The organism is Spirillospora sp. NPDC047418 (genome assembly GCF_040643275.1).
GTDB lineage: Bacteria > Actinomycetota > Actinomycetes > Streptosporangiales > Streptosporangiaceae > Spirillospora.
This window is the reverse complement of record NZ_JBEYTW010000066.1, coordinates 1-16,849: the sequence shown is the minus strand read 5'-3', so window position 1 is coordinate 16,849 and position 16,849 is coordinate 1. Positions and strand designations below refer to the sequence as shown.

The 16,849-nt window shown below is 71.7% G+C and carries 21 protein-coding genes; 11 read left to right on the top strand and 10 right to left on the bottom strand.

Annotated features, from left to right (window positions below; all coding sequences use genetic code 11):
• The first annotated feature begins 110 nt into the window (after positions 1 to 110).
• On the top strand, positions 111 to 1,523 hold the full coding sequence (locus ABZ806_RS31430) for an AI-2E family transporter (protein ID WP_500221058.1): 1,413 nt from the start codon (positions 111 to 113) through the stop codon (positions 1,521 to 1,523).
• 24 nt (positions 1,524 to 1,547) lie between these two features.
• On the opposite strand, the gene ABZ806_RS31425 is transcribed toward ABZ806_RS31430, so the two are convergent.
• The 4 genes from ABZ806_RS31425 to ABZ806_RS31410 form a co-directional block, all read right to left on the bottom strand.
• Positions 1,548 to 2,339, bottom strand: coding sequence for an alpha/beta fold hydrolase (locus tag ABZ806_RS31425; RefSeq protein ID WP_500221057.1), 792 nt, complete (start codon positions 2,337 to 2,339; stop codon positions 1,548 to 1,550).
• Between the two features lie 63 nt (positions 2,340 to 2,402).
• Positions 2,403 to 3,125: an alpha/beta hydrolase gene (locus ABZ806_RS31420; protein ID WP_500221056.1), complete on the bottom strand. Its 723-nt coding sequence runs from the start codon at positions 3,123 to 3,125 to the stop codon at positions 2,403 to 2,405.
• Positions 3,126 to 3,175: 50 nt separating this feature from the next.
• Complete coding sequence (locus ABZ806_RS31415; RefSeq protein ID WP_500221055.1) at positions 3,176 to 3,484, bottom strand: Rv1322 family protein; 309 nt, start codon at positions 3,482 to 3,484, stop codon at positions 3,176 to 3,178.
• Positions 3,485 to 3,537: 53 nt separating this feature from the next.
• Positions 3,538 to 5,109, bottom strand: coding sequence for a 3-hydroxyacyl-CoA dehydrogenase family protein (locus tag ABZ806_RS31410; RefSeq protein WP_500221054.1), 1,572 nt, complete (start codon positions 5,107 to 5,109; stop codon positions 3,538 to 3,540).
• Between the two features lie 55 nt (positions 5,110 to 5,164).
• On the opposite strand from ABZ806_RS31410, the gene ABZ806_RS31405 reads away from it, so the two are divergent.
• Positions 5,165 to 6,142, top strand: a complete 978-nt coding sequence (locus ABZ806_RS31405) for an LLM class flavin-dependent oxidoreductase (RefSeq protein ID WP_500221053.1) — start codon at positions 5,165 to 5,167, stop codon at positions 6,140 to 6,142.
• A 72-nt stretch (positions 6,143 to 6,214) separates the two neighbouring features.
• Here ABZ806_RS31405 and ABZ806_RS31400 read toward each other — a convergent pair whose 3' ends face one another.
• Both ABZ806_RS31400 and ABZ806_RS31395 read right to left on the bottom strand, forming a co-directional pair.
• Positions 6,215 to 6,601, bottom strand: coding sequence for an SCO5389 family protein (locus ABZ806_RS31400; protein WP_500221052.1), 387 nt, complete (start codon positions 6,599 to 6,601; stop codon positions 6,215 to 6,217).
• Positions 6,602 to 6,742: 141 nt separating this feature from the next.
• The gene (locus ABZ806_RS31395; RefSeq protein ID WP_500221051.1) at positions 6,743 to 6,925 is read right to left on the bottom strand and encodes a hypothetical protein; all 183 of its coding nucleotides are present in this window, start codon (positions 6,923 to 6,925) and stop codon (positions 6,743 to 6,745) included.
• Between the two features lie 177 nt (positions 6,926 to 7,102).
• Here ABZ806_RS31395 and nucS point away from each other — a divergent pair, with 177 nt between their 5' ends.
• From nucS to ABZ806_RS31375, 4 genes are all read left to right on the top strand, one after another.
• A complete protein-coding gene (nucS, locus tag ABZ806_RS31390; protein ID WP_500221050.1) occupies positions 7,103 to 7,783 on the top strand; it encodes an endonuclease NucS in 681 nt (226 codons plus the stop codon).
• A 69-nt stretch (positions 7,784 to 7,852) separates the two neighbouring features.
• The gene (locus tag ABZ806_RS31385; RefSeq protein WP_500221049.1) at positions 7,853 to 8,260 is read left to right on the top strand and encodes a DUF3224 domain-containing protein; all 408 of its coding nucleotides are present in this window, start codon (positions 7,853 to 7,855) and stop codon (positions 8,258 to 8,260) included.
• Between the two features lie 30 nt (positions 8,261 to 8,290).
• Positions 8,291 to 8,875 carry a TetR/AcrR family transcriptional regulator gene (locus tag ABZ806_RS31380; protein WP_131939862.1) on the top strand — a complete coding sequence of 195 codons (585 nt, stop codon included), beginning with the start codon at positions 8,291 to 8,293 and terminating at the stop codon, positions 8,873 to 8,875.
• A gap of 139 nt (positions 8,876 to 9,014) precedes the next feature.
• The gene (locus tag ABZ806_RS31375; RefSeq protein ID WP_500221048.1) at positions 9,015 to 9,809 is read left to right on the top strand and encodes a site-2 protease family protein; all 795 of its coding nucleotides are present in this window, start codon (positions 9,015 to 9,017) and stop codon (positions 9,807 to 9,809) included.
• 16 nt (positions 9,810 to 9,825) lie between these two features.
• On the opposite strand, the gene ABZ806_RS31370 is transcribed toward ABZ806_RS31375, so the two are convergent.
• Together ABZ806_RS31370 and ABZ806_RS31365 are read right to left on the bottom strand one after the other, a co-directional pair.
• Positions 9,826 to 10,107 (bottom strand): hypothetical protein, encoded by a 282-nt coding sequence (locus ABZ806_RS31370; protein WP_500221047.1) that lies wholly within the window; start codon positions 10,105 to 10,107, stop codon positions 9,826 to 9,828.
• A gap of 135 nt (positions 10,108 to 10,242) precedes the next feature.
• Positions 10,243 to 10,800: a PadR family transcriptional regulator gene (locus ABZ806_RS31365; protein ID WP_500221046.1), complete on the bottom strand. Its 558-nt coding sequence runs from the start codon at positions 10,798 to 10,800 to the stop codon at positions 10,243 to 10,245.
• Positions 10,801 to 10,909: 109 nt separating this feature from the next.
• On the opposite strand from ABZ806_RS31365, the gene ABZ806_RS31360 reads away from it, so the two are divergent.
• The 5 genes from ABZ806_RS31360 to ABZ806_RS31340 all read left to right on the top strand — a co-directional run bounded on the left by ABZ806_RS31360 (position 10,910) and on the right by ABZ806_RS31340 (position 15,696).
• Complete coding sequence (locus ABZ806_RS31360) at positions 10,910 to 11,491, top strand: hypothetical protein (RefSeq protein ID WP_500221045.1); 582 nt, start codon at positions 10,910 to 10,912, stop codon at positions 11,489 to 11,491.
• Entirely contained in the window at positions 11,488 to 12,858 is a 1,371-nt protein-coding gene (locus ABZ806_RS31355; protein ID WP_500221044.1) for a carotenoid oxygenase family protein, read from the top strand. The genes ABZ806_RS31360 and ABZ806_RS31355 overlap by 4 nt, the downstream gene beginning before the upstream one ends.
• A 67-nt stretch (positions 12,859 to 12,925) precedes the next feature.
• The gene (locus ABZ806_RS31350; protein WP_500221043.1) at positions 12,926 to 14,425 is read left to right on the top strand and encodes an aldehyde dehydrogenase family protein; all 1,500 of its coding nucleotides are present in this window, start codon (positions 12,926 to 12,928) and stop codon (positions 14,423 to 14,425) included.
• 63 nt (positions 14,426 to 14,488) lie between these two features.
• Entirely contained in the window at positions 14,489 to 14,983 is a 495-nt protein-coding gene (locus tag ABZ806_RS31345) for a GNAT family N-acetyltransferase (RefSeq protein ID WP_500221042.1), read from the top strand.
• Positions 14,984 to 15,048: 65 nt separating this feature from the next.
• Positions 15,049 to 15,696, top strand: a complete 648-nt coding sequence (locus tag ABZ806_RS31340) for a ComEA family DNA-binding protein (RefSeq protein WP_500221041.1) — start codon at positions 15,049 to 15,051, stop codon at positions 15,694 to 15,696.
• Here the strand turns inward: ABZ806_RS31340 and ABZ806_RS31335 are convergent.
• Together ABZ806_RS31335 and ABZ806_RS31330 are read right to left on the bottom strand one after the other, a co-directional pair.
• A complete protein-coding gene (locus ABZ806_RS31335; protein WP_500221040.1) occupies positions 15,689 to 16,072 on the bottom strand; it encodes a cupin domain-containing protein in 384 nt (127 codons plus the stop codon). The two genes, ABZ806_RS31340 and ABZ806_RS31335, sit on opposite strands and share 8 nt — an antisense overlap.
• Positions 16,073 to 16,089: 17 nt before the next feature.
• Positions 16,090 to 16,533, bottom strand: a complete 444-nt coding sequence (locus tag ABZ806_RS31330) for a hemerythrin domain-containing protein (protein ID WP_500221039.1) — start codon at positions 16,531 to 16,533, stop codon at positions 16,090 to 16,092.
• Positions 16,534 to 16,849 lie beyond the last annotated feature (316 nt).

The following is a 16,849-nucleotide window of genomic DNA, read 5'->3' as shown; positions in this document are numbered from 1 at the left end:
CTGGGCTTTCCTTCGTCTGACCACCGTGGGACGTCGTTCCGGCGGCCCGCGATCCGTGACCCCGTGGGCGACCGCGTCCTTTGGCGAGGCATACGAAAGAGGAGAGCGGCGTGGCCGACGAGACCTCCCGCGACGACGAGCCGGAGGCGGCGGCCGGCCCGGGACGTCCGCAAGGCGGCGACCGCGTCCCCGCCCCCACCCCGCCCGCCGACGACCAGGGCGCGGACACCCCCAGCGACGACACTCCCGCAGACGACAGTGCCGGTGCGGATAGTGCCGCGCCGAGTGGGGCGTTGCGGCCTGAGGAGACGGACGAGCCCGTGGGCGAACGCGATCCGGCGACCGGGGCGCCGGTCACGCTGCCGCCGGAGAAGGCGGTCGCCGAGCAGGTGCCGCCGGTGCCCGGCGCACCCGACCCGGCGCACGACGTCGAGCAGCGCCGCCGGGAGGCGGGCGTCGACCAGCGGTTCCCGTTCGGCCGGCCCGGGCAGCCGCTCGGCCGCGCCCACCCGTTCGTGTTCGGGTTCACCGCCGCACTCGGCGTCATCACCGCGTGGATGCTGGTGAAGACGGCCACCAACGCCAAGTCGGTCATCGTGATGATCGTCGTCGCGATGTTCCTGGCCGTCGGCCTGAACCCGGCGGTGGAGCGGCTCCGCAAGTTCGGGTTCCCGCGCAGCGCCGCCGTCGCGTCGGTGTTCCTGGTCGTCATCATGTTCTTCGCCGGGTTCGTCGCCTCGCTCGTCCAGCCGGTGTCGGAGCAGGTCACCGAGCTGCGGCACAACATCCCCGAGTACGTCCAGCAGCTGCAGGACAACAAGACGCTCGCCGAGTGGGACAAGCGCTACGGGCTGCTGGACCGCGCCGAGAAGGCGGTCAACAGCGACGGCTTCCAGAAGACCCTGACCGACACCGCCACCGGCATCGGCAAGGTCGCGGTCAACGGCATCTTCCAGACGATCACGATCCTGATCCTGACGCTGTACTTCCTCAGCTCGCTGCCGCAGATCAAGACGTTCTTCTACCAGCTCGCGCCGCGCTCCCGAAGAGCCCGCGTCGCCCTGCTCGGCGACGAGATCCTCGACCGGATCGGCGGATACGTCGCCGGGCAGTTCACGATCGCGTTCATCGCGGGCCTCTCCTCCTATATCTTCCTGTCGATAGTCGGGGTGAAGTACGCGCTGGCGCTGGCGCTGATCGTCGCGGTGACCGACCTGATCCCGCTCATCGGCGCCACGATCGGCGCCGTGGTCGTGTGCCTGGTCGCGTTCCTCACCGGGGACACCACCGACCTCATCGCCTGTGTGATCTTCTACGTGCTCTACCAGCAGGTGGAGAACTACCTGGTCTACCCGCGCGTCATGAAGCGGACGGTCGATGTGCAGCCCGCGGTGACGATCGTCGCGGCGCTGGTCGGCGCGGCGCTGCTCGGCGTGGTCGGCGCGCTGCTGGCGATCCCGACGGCGGCGGCGATCTCGCTGCTGATCCGCGAGGTCGTCATGCCACGCCAGGAGACGCTGTAGCGGCAGGGTCGGCGCGCGGGCGGTTCAGCGGCCGATGCGGGCGAGGGCGGCGGCGAACTCGGCGACCGCCTGGTTGAACAGGTCCGGCTGCTCGACCGCGCACAGGTGCCCGGCGCGCGGGACGACCAGCAGTTCGGCGTTCGGGAGTGCGTCCGCCATGGCGCGGGCCTCGTCCTCGGTGGCGAGCGCGTCCTCGTCCCCGATCATGACGAGGGCGGGCACCGTGGCGGCGCGGAGCGTGTCGAACGCGTCGGGGCGTCCGGCCATGGCGCGCTGCGCCCAGGCGGCGGCGGCCGGCGGCGTGGCCTGGACGAGCCCGCGGACCCGCCCGTAGATGAGGGCGCGCTGCCGGTAGGTGGTGGGCCCGACGAGGCCGGGCAGCACCTCGTCCACCAGGACCTGCGGGCCGCCCTCGCGGTCGAGCCGCTCGGCCTGCCGGAGCCGGTTCGCCCGGACGGGCTCGGTGTCGGCGGCCGCGCGGGTCGCGGCGAGGACCAGCCCGAGGACGAGGTCGGGGTGCCGGCGGCACAGCGCCATGGCGACGTACCCGCCCATGGACAGGCCGGCGACGACGGCGCGCCGCAGGCCGAGGCTCCGGAACAGGCGGGCGACGTCGTCGGCCATCGCGTCGACCGACGGCTCGTCATCGCCGAGCACCGACCCGCCGAAGCCGCGCAGGTCGGGAGTGATGACCCGGAACCGGTTCGCGAGGCCCTCACGCTGGGCCAGCCACATCGCCGAGGACAGCGGGAACGCGTGCAGCAGAACGAGCGGCGTGCCGGAACCGACATCCCTTGCGTACAGCTGCACCGTCATTGGGCCATGGTTACCCGCTATCGCACGGATGTGACGGGAGTGGCCGCGATCGGCCGCAGCGGTTTAGCTGTCCGGTTCATCCCATTCTGTGGGGAGCGGGTAGGCGGCCGGCGCCACCCGCTTGACGATCTCGTTCAGGACGGTCCGGACATACGGCTCGCCGACCCAGAGGTGCTTGGCCTTGTCCACCCCGACCACCTCGGCCTGCGGGACGCGCTTGAACCGCTCCCGCGCCTCCGCCGGACGCAGGTAGTCGTCGAACTCCGGCACGAGCGCCAGCACGGGACGCCCGTCCGCGCCCCACGCGTCCAGGTCGGCGTCGCCGGCCCGCTTCAGCGGCGGGGACAGCAGGATCGCGCCCTCGACCAGCGGGTCGCGTCCCCACTTCAGCGCCAGCTCGGTACCGAACGACCAGCCGAGCAGCCACGGGCGCGGCAGGTCGTGGTACTCGGTGTACTCCAGCGCCGCCGCGACGTCGAACCGCTCGGTCTCGCCCTCGCCGAACTCGCCCTGGCTCGTCCCGCGCGCCGACGTCGTCCCCCGCGTGTTGAACCGCAGCACGGCGAGGTCGGCGAGGGCGGGCAGCCGGTAGGACGCCTTGCGCAGCACGTGGCTGTCCATCATCCCCTCGGCCGTGGGCAGCGGATGCAGGCAGACCAGCGTCGCGACCGGCGGCCGCTCCGGCGGCAGCGCCAGCTCCCCGACCAGCTCCAGCCCGTCCGAGGTGTGCAGCGTGATCTCCTCGCGCCGCGCCGGAAGCACCGTCGCCGCCCTGATGTCCGCCATGGGTCTCCTCTCGTTCCGGGGGGATGCCCCCGAGCCCCCGCACAAGCACGTCAGTAACGGGGTGCGTTCCGCGAGCGCAGGGTGCGGGGGGCGCGCCGGGTGCGGGCCTGCCAGCACGGACGGTGCCAGTGCCGCCGGTCGTCGCCGCCGTCACCCGCCCGCCAGGCGACGACATGCCCGACGCCCGGCGGGATCTCCTGGTCGCAGCCGGGGCACCGGTACGCCTTGGCGGCACCGGCCCCGGCGATCGACCGGACGACCCACTCGCCGTCCGGCCCCTCCTCGGTCTCCTCGGCCCAGGACCCGCCGCCGCTCGGGGGACGTCCGGAGACAGCACGGCGATTCTTGCGGGGGCTCATGGCTCCAAGGGTATTCGGCGCGCGGAGTCCGTCCTTTCGCCCGGCGAGGACGGTCAGCGGATCGGCTTGTCCGCCGTCACGTGCTCGATCAGGAGCGGGGTCGGGGACAGGGCGGGCTCGCGGGTCTCGGCGTGCAGGGCGCGCAGGACGGTGACGGCGCGGGCGGCGCCGAGGCGGTCGAGGTCGGCGATCGGGCCCGTCGGGTAGCCGCAGCCCAGCGTCATCGCGGCGTCGATCGAGTCGGCGTCGGCGTATCCGGCGCCGAGCATCGCGGCGGCGTCGTTCAGGTACGGGAAGCGCAGCGCGTCCACGATGAAACCGGCGCGGTCGCGGCAGCGGACGGCGGTGAGGCCGAGGCGGGCGAGCAGGCCGGCGGCGCGGTCGGCGACGTCCGGGCCGGTCAGCACGGTGGCGGCGATCTCGGCGAGCGTGCCGGCCGGGTCGGGCAGGTGCAGCCCGACGACGTCGGCGGGACGTCCGGTGGCCATGGCCTGCTCGATCACCGAGCCGTCCACGGAGGTGACGGCCAGCACCGCGTCCGGCCCGGCGGCCTGGGCGGCGGCCAGCAGCAGCGCCCGCCCGGCCTCGGCGTCCTCGGCCGCCTCGACGACCACGTCGCAGCCGCCGAGGTCGGCGGCCGAGTCGCGGACCTGGGCGCCCGCGCGGTCGCACAGCGCGGCGAGCGCGTCGGCGAGCGGGCCGACCCCGACGATGCCGACGACCGGGGGCGCGCCCTCCGCCGCCGCGGCCCCGGCGTCACCGGTGGCGTCGTAGGAGTAGAAGCCGCGGCCGGTCTTGCGGCCGAGCAGGCCGGCGGTGACGAGTTCGCGCAGCACCGGCGAGGCCGCGTGCCGGCGGTCGCGGGACTCGGCGTAGATCGCGTCCAGCACCTCGAGGCAGGTGTCGAGGCCGATCAGGTCCATGAGGGTGAACGGGCCCATCGGCAGGCCGGCGCCCGCCTTCATCGCCGTGTCGATGTCGTCGCGGGTCGCGTGCCCCGACTCCAGCATCCCGGCGGCCTGGTTCAGGTAGCCGAACAGCAGCCGGTTCGCGACGAACCCGGCGCGGTCGCCGATCGTGACCGGGGTCTTGCCGAGGCCCTTGACCAGGGCGGCGACGCGGGCCACGGCGGCCGGCTCGGTCAGCACGGTCGCGATGACCTCGACCAGCTTCATCACCGGCGCCGGGTTGAAGAAGTGCACGCCGACGATCTTGGTGGGGCGCCCGGTGGTGACCGCGATGTCGGTGACCGACAGCGACGAGGTGTTCGTGGCGAGGACGGCGTCGTCCCGGCAGACCCGGTCCAGTTCGGCGAAGACCTTGCGCTTCAGGTCGAGCCGCTCGGGGACGGCCTCGATCACGAGGTCGCAGTCGCCGAGGTCGGCGAAGTCGGTGGACAGCGCGACCCGGCCGAGGATCTCGCGCTGCGCGTCCTCGGTGAGCCTGCCGCGCTTCACGGCCCGTCCGGTGGAGCTCTCCAGGTGCCCGCGCCCGCGCTCCAGCGCGTCCCGGCCCACCTCGATGCCGACGACCGCGAGGCCACCGCGCGCCAGCACCTCGGCGATGCCCGCGCCCATCGTGCCCAGTCCGACGACCCCGACCCTGCTGAACGAACCCTCATCCATGATTGGCAGTCTTGCAGAGCGCTCACGCACACCCGCTCCCGGGTACGACGAGGACGTGCGCCTCGGAATCTTCCTCCTCGCCACCCGTTTCCCCAGGCAGAGTGACACCGCAGCTCTCACCCGCACGGTCGAGGCCGCCGTCGCAGCCGAACGCGCCGGGTTCGACGACGTATGGCTGGCCGAACACCACTTCATGTCGTACGGGGTCGTCCCGTCAGCGACGCTCCTGGCCGGGCATGTCCTGGCCGTCACGTCCCGGATCCACGTGGGGACGGCGGTGAGCGTCCTGTCCACCCAGCATCCGGTGGCGCTCGCCGAGCAGGCGGCGATGCTGTCCCTTCTCTCCGGCGGCCGTTTCCACCTGGGCGTCGGACGCGGCGGCCCGTGGCGGGACCTGGAGGTCTTCGGCACCGGCCTCCCCCGCTACGAGCACGGCTTCGCCGAGTCCCTGGACCTTCTCCTTACTTCCCTGCGCTCTGACCGTGTCTCCTGGGAGGGGAAACACTTCCGCTTCCGTGAGGTCCCGCTCGTCCCACGCACGCCCGACCCACCATCGGTGACGGTCGCCTGCACCTCCCCCGCCACCGAACGGCTCGCAGCCCAACGCGACCTGCCCATGCTCCTCGGCATGCACGTGGACGCCGACGAGAAGGCCGCCGCCGTCGCCCGCCACGGCCGCCCCGACCTTCCGCACATCTCCACCCACGTAGCCCAGGTCGCCGACACCCGGGAAGCGGCGGTCAAGACCCTGATGGACGAGATGCCACGCTGGCTGGGCCCCGGCCTGGAGGGATACGTCGCCGTGGACGACCGTCCACGCCCCTCCCCCGACCCGGTCGGCTACACCCGCCGCATGTGCGACATCCACCCCGTCGGCTCCCCGGACGACTGCGTCGAGTCGCTCCTGACCACGGTCGGGAAGACGGGCATCGAGCACCTGATCCTGCTGGTCGAGGCCGCCGGCTCCCGCGAAGCGACCCTGGAGAACATCACCCGGCTGGGCACCGAGGTCCTCCCCGGCCTGCGCGGGTGAGCATGTCATGCGTGCGGCGTGCTGCCGGCCGGTCGTACCGGGGCAGCACGCCGCGCGTCGGCCGAGGCGGGGTCAGCAGTCGCGGAGTTCGGGGGACTGGTTGAGGATCTGTTCGCGGGGGGTCACGAAAGTGCGGTAGGCGGAGGAGTCGCCCGCCGGGAAGACGGCGACGCGGTGGCAGTTCTGGAAGGCCAGCTTCACGCCGAAGTGGCGCTCCAGAGTGGAGCGCATGGCGTCGCTCGCGAGGACGCGGAGGAGCTGGCCTCGGGCCTGCTCGTCGGGGGGCGGGGTGAGGTTGTCGGCGAAGTCGCCGCCGTCCACCTGGAGCCGGGCCACCAGACCGCTGATCATGTCCCACGCGTACGGGAGGGACGTCCTGATGCACTCGACGAAGTCGGCCTGGCCGACCTCGCCCTGCTGCGCCGTCTCAAGCAGTTCCGGAGTCACGTCGAGAGACATGCGGGGGTCCTTTCGCCGTTTGAGGATGAACACCCACCCGCCGACGCTAATCACGGTGCCCGGAGAATTCCAGGCTTGACAAAGATTTTCATTCCGCTACGGAGCGCCCCTGGACGACCCCCGTCCGTCCAGGGGCGCGCGTCATCGCGCGGGCGCCGCTCCATGGCGGCGCGCCCGGCGGACGGCGGTGACCCGCTCGGCGCGGTCGGCCCAGAACTCGCGGGCCCGGCGCGCGAACCGGGCGTCCCGCTCGGTCTCGGCCCGCGCCCGCAGCTCGCGGGTCCGCTCGCTCATGATCGACTGCATGATCTCGTGGTGGTACACGGTGTCTCCCGAATGTTCCGGGCCGCTCGGCACGGCCCGACATCCAAGACACTCGTCCTAAGGGGGCCGCCGCCACATCGGCAGCACGCCTTAGGTGCGCGGGTCCGGATGGCTTAGGCGGGTCGACTGGACGGACCTCGACCACGCGTGCGGCGTCCGGCACTAAGGTGAGGCACCGTGCGTCTCGTTATCGCCCGCTGCAGTGTCGACTACGCCGGCAAGCTCACCGCCCATCTGCCGATGGCCCCCCGCCTGATCCTGATCAAGGCGGACGGGAGCGTGAGCATCCATGCCGACGACCGCGCCTACAAGCCCCTCAACTGGATGAACCCGCCCTGCTCGCTGCGCGAGGAGAGCTACGAGGAGAACGGCGCCGTCGCGCGCTGGACGGTGACGCACGGCAAGTCGGGCGAGCGCCTCATCCTCACCATCGAGGAGATCCTGCACGACGCCAGCCATGAGCTGGGCATCGACCCGGGCCTGCAGAAGGACGGCGTCGAGGCGCACCTGCAGGAACTGCTCGCCGAGCACATCACCACGCTCGGCACCGGCTACACGCTGATCCGCCGCGAGTTCCCCACCGCGATCGGGCCGGTCGACATCCTGTGCCGGGACGCCGACAGCGCCACCGTCGCGATCGAGATCAAGCGGCGCGGCGAGATCGACGGCGTCGAGCAGCTGACCCGGTACCTGGAGCTGCTGAACCGCGACCCGCACCTCGCGCCCGTCCGCGGCGTGTTCGCCGCGCAGGAGATCAAGCCGCAGGCCCGCGTCCTCGCCACCGACCGCGGCATCGACTGCGTCACCCTCGACTACGACGCGCTGCGCGGCATCGAACACGAGGGCACCCTTTTCTAGGGCGCTGTTCCGGGGCGTCCTGCGCTGAGTGCTCCCCGGCTGTCGGACGCGGCGGGCATCATGGCGGGCATGACGTTTCAAGCCAGCGGCAGCTTCGACATCGAGGCGTGGGACACGGAGAAGCCCTACGAGGAGCGGGACGGCACGAAGCTGACCCGCGTCCACGTCGGCAAGCAGTTCCACGGCGACCTCGTCGGGACGAGCACCACCGAGCTGACCACCGTGGAGACGCCCGCCGGGCCCGTCGCCTACGTGGGGGTCGAGCGGGTGCGGGGCATCCTGCACGGCCGGGAGGGCGGCTTCGTCCTGCAGCACAGCGCGGGCAGCGAGGACGGGACGCCCGACACCCAGTGGCTGCGGTGGCTGATCGTGCCCACGTCCGGGACCGGGGAACTGGCCGGCATCCGCGGCTTCGGCCAGATCACCGTCGCCGAGGACGGATCCCACACCTGGGCGCTGGAGTACACGCTGGACTAGCCGCCGGCGGGCAGCCGGTAATGTGCTGCCATGCCCCCGGTCACCACCGACGCGACGCGTGAGCGGATCATCGACGCGGCCGAAGAGTGCTTCCGCCGCTTCGGCGTCGCCAAGACGACGGTCGAGGACATCGCGGCGGCGGCGCGCCTGTCGCGCGCGACCGTGTACCGGAGCGTCACCGGCGGCCGGGACGAGCTGATCCTCGCCGTGGTGGTGCGCGACCTGCACCGGTTCCTGGACCGGCTGGCGGCGCGGCTGCGCCGGGAGCGGTCGGTGCCGGAGGCGATCGTCGAGGGATCGCTGGACGCGATCGAGTACGTCCGCGGCGAGCCGACGATCGCGCACTTCCTCGTCCCGGAGGCGGCGGGCCACATGCAGGCGGCGGTCGCGGGCGCGGCCGAGCACGTCCTCGACCTGTGCTGCGAGTACGTGCGGCCGTACTTCGCGCAGGCGCAGCGGCAGCGGATGCTGCGGGCCGACATCGAGGTGGAGGGGACGGTCGAGTTCCTCTTCCGGATCATCACCTCGCTGATCGTGATGGACCGGGACCGGGACGCCGAGGCGCAGCGCCGCTTCCTGCGCACCTACGTCGTCCCGGTGATCGCGGCGCCGTGACGCCGGCCGGGGCCGCGAGGCCGGCGCGGGCCGGAACCCCGCCGCACGGGCACGGCGTTGGAGCGGGTAGCTTCCGAATGACGATCGGGCGGGACGGGGCGCCGGGAGAACGGCGGCGCGGCGAGAGGGGCCGGGAACGATGAACGGGACTGCGCACGAGGCGCGCGGGAGCGCGGCCGTCCGGCCGAGCCCGGTGTTCCTCGCGATCGTGGCGGCGACCGTCCTGTGCGGCCTGATCGTCTGGCGGTACGGAGAGAACCCCGCCAAGGAGGCGCGGGTCGCGCTGTTCGGGTTCGTCCTGGCGGCGTGGATGCTGTCGCTCTGCATGCACGAGTTCGGGCACGCCTACATGGCGTTCCGGTCGGGCGACCGCAGCATCGCCGCCAAGGGTTATCTCACGCTGAACCCGCTGAAGTACTCCGACATCGTGCTGAGCTTCGTGATCCCGGTGGTGTTCATCATGCTCGGCGGCATCGGCCTGCCGGGCGGCGCCGTCTGGATCGACCGGCACTCCATCCGGGGCAGGCTGCGGCACAGCCTGATCTCGGCGGCGGGCCCGCTGTCCAACGTCCTGTTCGCCATCATGCTGGCGGTGCTCTACAAGAACTTCGCCCACCAGGACCACGGGGTGTTCTGGCTGGGCGTGGCGTTCCTGGCGTTCCTCCAGGTCACCGCCGCCGTCCTGAACCTGCTGCCGATCCCCGGCCTGGACGGGTTCGGGATCATCGAGCCGTACCTGCCGCAACGCTGGGTCGCCAAGGTCAGCCCCTACGGCGGCTACGTCTTCCTCATCCTGATCGCACTGCTCTGGCTGGGCCCGATCAACAAGGCCTTCTTCAACATCGTCTTCTCCATCACGGACGCGCTGGGCATCGGCGAGATCCCGATCCAGGTCGGGCTGTCACTGTTCCAGTTGTGGGAGAACTGGAACTGACGCCTCAACTGACGCCTCAGGGCCCGGCCAGGTGCCGGACGATGCGGCGCACCTGCTCGGCGTAGCGCTCCCTGAACTCGGGTGACTCGGCGTCGAGGCCGAACACGCGGCGCACCGCGTGCGGCATCGTGACCGGCGCCGAGGTCATCGCCATCAGCACCAGCCGGACGGCGGCCGGATCGAGGTCGGCGGCCAGTTCACCCTCGTCGCGGCGCCGCTCAAGGTCGGACAAATCCTCCCTGCGGTCGGACGGGACGTCGTCCGCGTCACCGGTGAGGCCGCGCCAGGTGCGGCTCATCGGGCGGGCGACAGGCCTACCGGCCCGCCCGGACCTTCGCGGAATGGGCGGCCGACCACGCCGGCGACTTCAACTGACCACGAGCGGGGACGGGGCGCACCTGGCTAGGACGCATCCGGCTTGGGCGCGCCCCCTTCAGCCTTCGGGGGATTCATCGGTTGTGCGGGATTCGCGGGCGGCGAGTTCGGCGGCGACCCAGCGCAGCCAGTCGCGGCGCATCTCGAAGAAGCGCTTGCCGTACTCCAGGACGAAGCGGCCGTTGTCCGCCATGCCGCCCTGCTCGTCCCATTCGACGGCCTTCTCGACCTCCGCGAGCCCGGCGGCGTGGCCGTCGATCGCGGCGATCTGCTCGTCGATGTAGCGGCGGGCCTCGGCGCGGGTCGCCTCGCCGAGGAAGAACACGCGCAGCAGCGTCTCGTCCCGCCGGTTGGGCTTCGGGGCGACGTCGACCAGCCAGTGGTGCAGTTCCGCCCGGCCGGACGGGGTGATCCGGTACTCGCGGCGGCCGCGCGGGCCCTCGGCGGCGACCTCGATCAGGCCCGCATCTGTGAGCTTGCCGAGTTCGCCGTAGAGCTGGCTCTGCGTGGCCGGCCATACGTTGTCGAGCGACACCTCGAACAGTTTCAGCAGGTCGTAGCCGCTGGCGCCGCCCAGTTCGGCGAGGAGGCCGAGCACCGCGTGTCGCAAACTCATGCCGTGGACCCTACCAGTCTGTATTGACATGTCATAATTGGAACGTCTACGTTCGACATGTCAAAGTTGGAACGTCACCATCGACGTCCGTCGCCGAGGGGCCCGCGCCATGCCGAAGTACTACGCCCGAACCTTCCTGCCGTGGATCCTGCTCGCGGTCGTGAGCGGCTTCGACGTCCGGGCCGGCGCCGTCAGCGGGCTGGTCGCGGCGCTCGTGCTGCTCGGCCAGGACCTCCGCCGGGGGCATCGCGCCGACTCGCTGATACTGGAGATCTCCACCGCGGTCTACATGGCGGCGCTCACCGCGCTGGCGCTCACCGAGCCCGGCTCGTCCGTCCTGGACTACGGCGCCTCGCTCGCGATCGGCTGGCTGGCGGTCACCGCCTGGGGGACGCTCCTGCTCCGCCGTCCGTTCACCGCCGGTATCGCCCGCCGCCAGGTCTCGGCGGAGATCGCCGCGACCGGCCTGTTCAGGCGCATCAACCGCGTGATCACCGCCGTCTGGGCCGCGGGCTTCACCGTGATGGCGGTCGTGCTCGGTCTCGTCCAGCACTGGGCCCCGGACGCCACGGCCCTGCTGGTCGCCGTCAAGGTCGCCGGCTTCGCGGGCCCGGCGGTCTTCACGGCCCGCTACCCCGACCTCGCGCGCAAGCGCCACCTCCCCCTAACGCTGGAAGGAGTCTCGCGATGAGCGAGAACACCATGAACGAGAGCGCCGCGGACCGCACGGCCGCCTGGCTGGACGGGCACCTGGCGCCCGTCCCCGACGAGACCGATGCCTTCAACCTGCGCGTCACCGGGACGCTGCCGGCGGAGCTGACCGGCCGGTACTTCCGCAACGGCCCGAACCCCAAGCCGGGCGAGCCGAGCGGGCACTGGTTCAGCGGCCACGGGATGCTCCACGGGGTGCGGCTGCGCGACGGCCGGGCCGAGTGGTACCGCAACCGCTGGGTCCGGACGGACGCCTTCACCGAAGGGAAGCCGTTCCTCCGCGAGGACTACACCTTCGACCGGCGCGCCGTGCGGGCGAACACGCACGTCGTCCCGCACGCGGGCAAGATCTGGGCGCTGGTGGAGAACGGCTTCCCCTACGAGGTGACGCCCGACCTCGGCACCGCGGGGCCGTGCGACTTCGGCGGCCGGCTCACCACGGCGATGACCGCGCATCCCAAGGAGGACCCGGTCACCGGCGACCTGCTGTTCTTCGGCTACGGCGTGTTCCCGCCCTACCTCACCTACCACCGGCTGTCCGCGGACGGGACGCTGGTGGAGAGCCGGGAGGTCGAGGTGCCCGGCCCGACGATGATGCACGACTTCGCGATCACCGAGAACCATGTCGTGTGGCTCGACCTGCCGATGGTGTTCGACCTGGACATGGCGCTGTCCGGCGAGTCCCCGATCCCGTACCGGTGGGACGACGGGTACGGGGCGCGGCTCGGCGTGATGCCGCGCGAGGGGTCGGGCGGGGTCCGCTGGTTCGAGGTCGACCCGTGCTACGTCTTCCACGTCGGCAACGCGCACGAGGACGCCGCCGGCCGGATCGTGCTGGACGGCGCGCGCTACCGTCCCGAGACGTTCGCCCCGCTCTGGGCCGGCATCGGCGGCACCGTCGACCCCGCGACCGAGGCGGTGACATCGGAGAGCGCCCTCCTGCACCGCTGGGTCCTCGACCCCGCCACCGGGAAGGCGGCCGAGGAGCAGCTCGACGACCGGAGCGTGGAGTTCCCGACCCACGACGACACCAGGACGGGACTGGAGCACCGCTACCTCTACACGGTCGCCGGGAACACGGTCGTGAAGTACGACCTGCGCGGGGCGCCGTCGGCGCGCGAGTGCGGGGAGGACGTGCAGCTCGGCGAGGCGGTCTTCGTCCCGGCCGAGGGGGCGCGCGGGGAGGACGAGGGCTGGCTGCTGTCGATCGCGTCCGGCGACGCCGGGGCCGAACTGCTCGTCCTCGACGCGTCCGACCTGTCGCACACGGCGACCGTCCACCTGCCGCGGCGCGTTCCGGCCGGATTCCACGGAAGCTGGATCCCCGACTCCCAGCCGGGGGCTTAGGGTGGTTTACTAGCCGGTACACACAGTGCAAGTAATCACTTACCAGGCTCCTCCCGGGAGGTTCCTCATGTCCGTGGCCACCGAGAGCACCGAGACGTTCGCGTCGCTGAACCCGGCCACCGGCGAGGTCGTCGCCGAGCACCCCGTCCAGGACGGTGCCGCCGTGGCGGCGGCGATCGAGCGCGCCCGGGAGGCCGCCGAGTGGTGGCGGGCCCTCGGCTGGAAGGAGCGCCGGCTCCGGCTGCTCAACGTCAAGGGGTCGCTCGCCCGCAACCTGAACCGGATGGCCGAGCTCATCCACCAGGAGACCGGCAAGCCGGTGCAGGACGCCCAGCTCGAGACGATCATGGCGATCACCCACCTGGACTGGGCCGCCCGCAACGCGCAGAAGGTCCTCGGGCCGCGCAGCGTCTACCCCGGCCTCATGGCGATCAACCAGAAGTGCGTGCTGGAGTACCAGTCGCTCGGCGTCGTCGGCGTCATCGGCCCGTGGAACTACCCGATCTTCACCCCGATGGGCTCGATCGGGTACGCGCTCGCCGCCGGCAACGCCGTCGTGTTCAAGCCGTCGGAGTTCACCCCGGGCGTCGGCGTGCTGCTCGCCGAGCTGTTCGCCGCGGTCATCCCCGAGCACCCCGTCCTGCAGACGATCACCGGGCTCGGCGAGACCGGCGCGGCGCTGGCCTCGTCCCCGCACGTCGACAAGGTCGCCTTCACCGGGTCGGCCCGGACCGCCAAGCGCGTCATGGCGGCCTGCGCGGAGAACCTCACTCCGATCGTCGCCGAGTGCGGCGGCAAGGACGCCTGCATCGTCGACTCCGACGCCGACCTCGACGCCGCCGCCGACGCCGCGCTGTGGGGCGCCATGTCGAACGCCGGCCAGACCTGCATCGGTGTCGAGCGCATCTACGTCGTCGACGACGCCTACGACAAGTTCCTCGGCAAGCTCACCGAGAAGGCCAAGGACCTGCGTCCCGGCTTCGACCGCGAGGCCGCCTACGGCCCGATCACCATGCCGTCGCAGCTCGACATCATCGAGCGGCACATCAAGGACGCCATCGCCAAGGGCGGCAAGGCGGTCGTGGGCGGGGCCGAGTCCGTGCGCAAGCCGTACGTGGAGCCGGTCGTCCTCGCCAACGTGCCGGACGACTCGTCCGCCGTCTGCGAGGAGACGTTCGGCCCGACGATCACCGTCCACCGCGTCAAGGACCTCGACGAGGCCGTCGAGCGGACCAACAAGACCAGCTACGGCCTCGCCGGGACGATCTTCTCCGGCGACAAGTCCCGCGCCCTGGACGTCGCCCGCCGGATGCGGTCCGGCATGACGTCCATCAACGCCTTCGCCGCGTTCGCCCAGGTGGCCGCGCTGCCGTTCGGCGGCGTCGGCGAGTCCGGGTTCGGGCGCATCCACGGCGCGGACGGGCTGCGCGAGTTCACCCGCCCGAAGGCCATCACCCGGCAGCGGTTCGCGACGATGAACCTCACCTCGTTCGGCCGCACCGAGAAGGAGATGGCCCGCGTCCTCGGCCTGGTCAACATGCTGCACGGCCGCCGGTACAAGCGCTGACGGCCGGCCGCACGGCCATGGCGCCCCCGGCCCGCGCCGGGGGCGCCGCCTAGACTGGAAAACATGACATCCGGGACGTTCGGCGCACCCGTGCGCAGCCGCCTCCAGGCGACCCTGGGCGCGGCACCGCCGCCTCCGCCGGGCCTCCGGCCGTTCACCACCGCCGACGTCCCGGCGCTCGCCGCCGCCATGTGGGCCGCCTACCGGGGCACCCCCGACGAGGCCGACGTCGGCGACCTCCCGGGCGCGGCACGCGAGATCCAGCTCACCCTGGACGGCGAGTACGGGACGTTCCTCCCGGAAGCCTCATTCGTCGCCGACCACGAAGACCGTCCGGTGGGAGCGGCCCTGGTCACCCTCTACCGGGGCGAGCCGTTCCTGGCCTTCCTCTTCACCGCCCCGTCCCACGCCGGACACGGCCTCGGCCGCGGCCTCGTCCGGGCGGCGATGCACGCCTTGACCGAACGGGGCCACACCACGGTCTCCCTGGCCGTGACCCGCCGCAACCGCCGCGCCCGCCGCCTCTACGACCACCTCGGCTTCATCGAGATCGCCTGACCCCCGCCGGTTCCGGCGACCGGCCCCTCCACGGCACATCAGAGCAGCAACGATCAAGGTGGCCCATGACGACGACCGGACCAGGCCGGACGGCAGCGAGCTACTTCTGGGCTCTGAGCCCGCTGTACACCCTCGGCTATGGGACGCCCATCGCCATCGGATTCGCCGCCGCCCGCACGAGAAGCACCGGCCTGTGGGCGGCGACGATCCCTTACCTCGCCCTCGTCACGACCATGCTGGCGACGGCGGACAGCAAAGACGGCAGCACAGCCGACTCCGTGTTCGTCATCACGTGGGTTCTGTCATGGCTGGGCGGAACGCTCCACGCGCTGGCCATCAGACGCCGACTGTTCGGCCTGAGCATCTCACCCGACTCCCTCGAACAGGCCGAACGGGAGGCCCGCCGCCGCCGCGGTCTGCGCGCCCGCGCCGCCGCCTTCGCCCGCGACGACCCCGAGACGGCACTGGAGATGCGCATCGGCCGTCCCGACCTGCCGAGGACCTTCGACGATGGCGGCCTCGTCGACATCAACCACGCCCCCGCGTCCGCGATCATGACCATCCCCGGCATCACCCACGACGACGCCGAACGCATCGTGCGGCTGCGCCAGGACCTGCACGCATTCACCTCCGCCGAAGAGGTCTCGGCCATGGCGGGCCTCCCCCCGCACCTGACCCCGGCCCTCGCCGAGCACTCCGTCTACCTCAGCTGACGGGGGACTCTCCGACGGCGGGCCACGGCCGGCGGTCGGCATCGTGGTCCGCGGCGGTCGGCGGCGGCGACACAACGTTCATGAACACCAGCCGCCCCGTGGCCCGGACGCCTCGGGTGGTACCGGCGGGAATGACCACGAGGTCCCCCGCTGCCACCGGACGCGGAGCGTCGCCGATCCACACCTCACCGGCCCCCTCCATGATCGCCAGCGCCAGCTCCACGCCCGGCGTGTGCAGCGGGATTTCTTGCCCGTCCTCCATGCCGACGACCATCACCCTGGTGAGGTCGGTCGCCGACAGGACCTTCGGGCGGTACCCATCGGCGCTGAACTCCACGAGCGCGGACGCGTTGCCGATAACGGCCTTCTTCTCCACTGTGCTTCTCCGTTCACTCAGGCCCGCGCGCGCACGCACACCCACTCCGCGGGCATCTCTCCGGATTCAAGGAAGGCCCGCAGCCGCTCGGCCCGCGGTTCCGGCACGACCCGCTCCAGCTCCGGGTAGAGGATCTTCTCCTCCTTCAGGTTGTGGTGCAGGAGCTGGACGGTAAGCCGCCGGCACAGCGTGTACGCGGCACCGTCTTCCGGCTGCGCGTCGAGGGCGTCGAGCGTGGCCCACATCTGCCCGTGCTCGCGCAGCATGACGAGCACCGGCGCCGTCAGCCCTGCCGCGTGCAGGGCGGGGAACAGGAACTCCTCTTCGAGGTAGATGTGGCGGCGCAGCGCACGGACGGCGCCCGCGAGCGCCTCCCGCGTCCCGTCCATGAACGCCTCGATGCAGGCGTCGATCTCGTGATGCTCCCGCTCAAGGGCCATCGCCAGCGACTCGATCTCCATGCCGCACCCTTACTGCCAACCTCGACCAGCATCTCGACCGAGGACGCCGGATTCCCCACATTAATACAAGTTGAGCTTGTAAATAATGGTTCCAATGTGAGAAATAACCCACCCCCGACCACCTCGGGATGGCCTCCAGTCCAGCCGAGGAGCCGATGTCCTGCGTGCGGAGATCACTGCCGGTCGGGGCGGACGATGTACCAGGTGCCGGAGGGGGTGATCCAGAGCAGTAGTCCTGCCCAGATTTGGTGGAGTTTCCAGTCGGTGCGCTGTTTGAGTCTGTGGTGGCGTCGGCAGAGGGGTGCGAGGTTGCAGG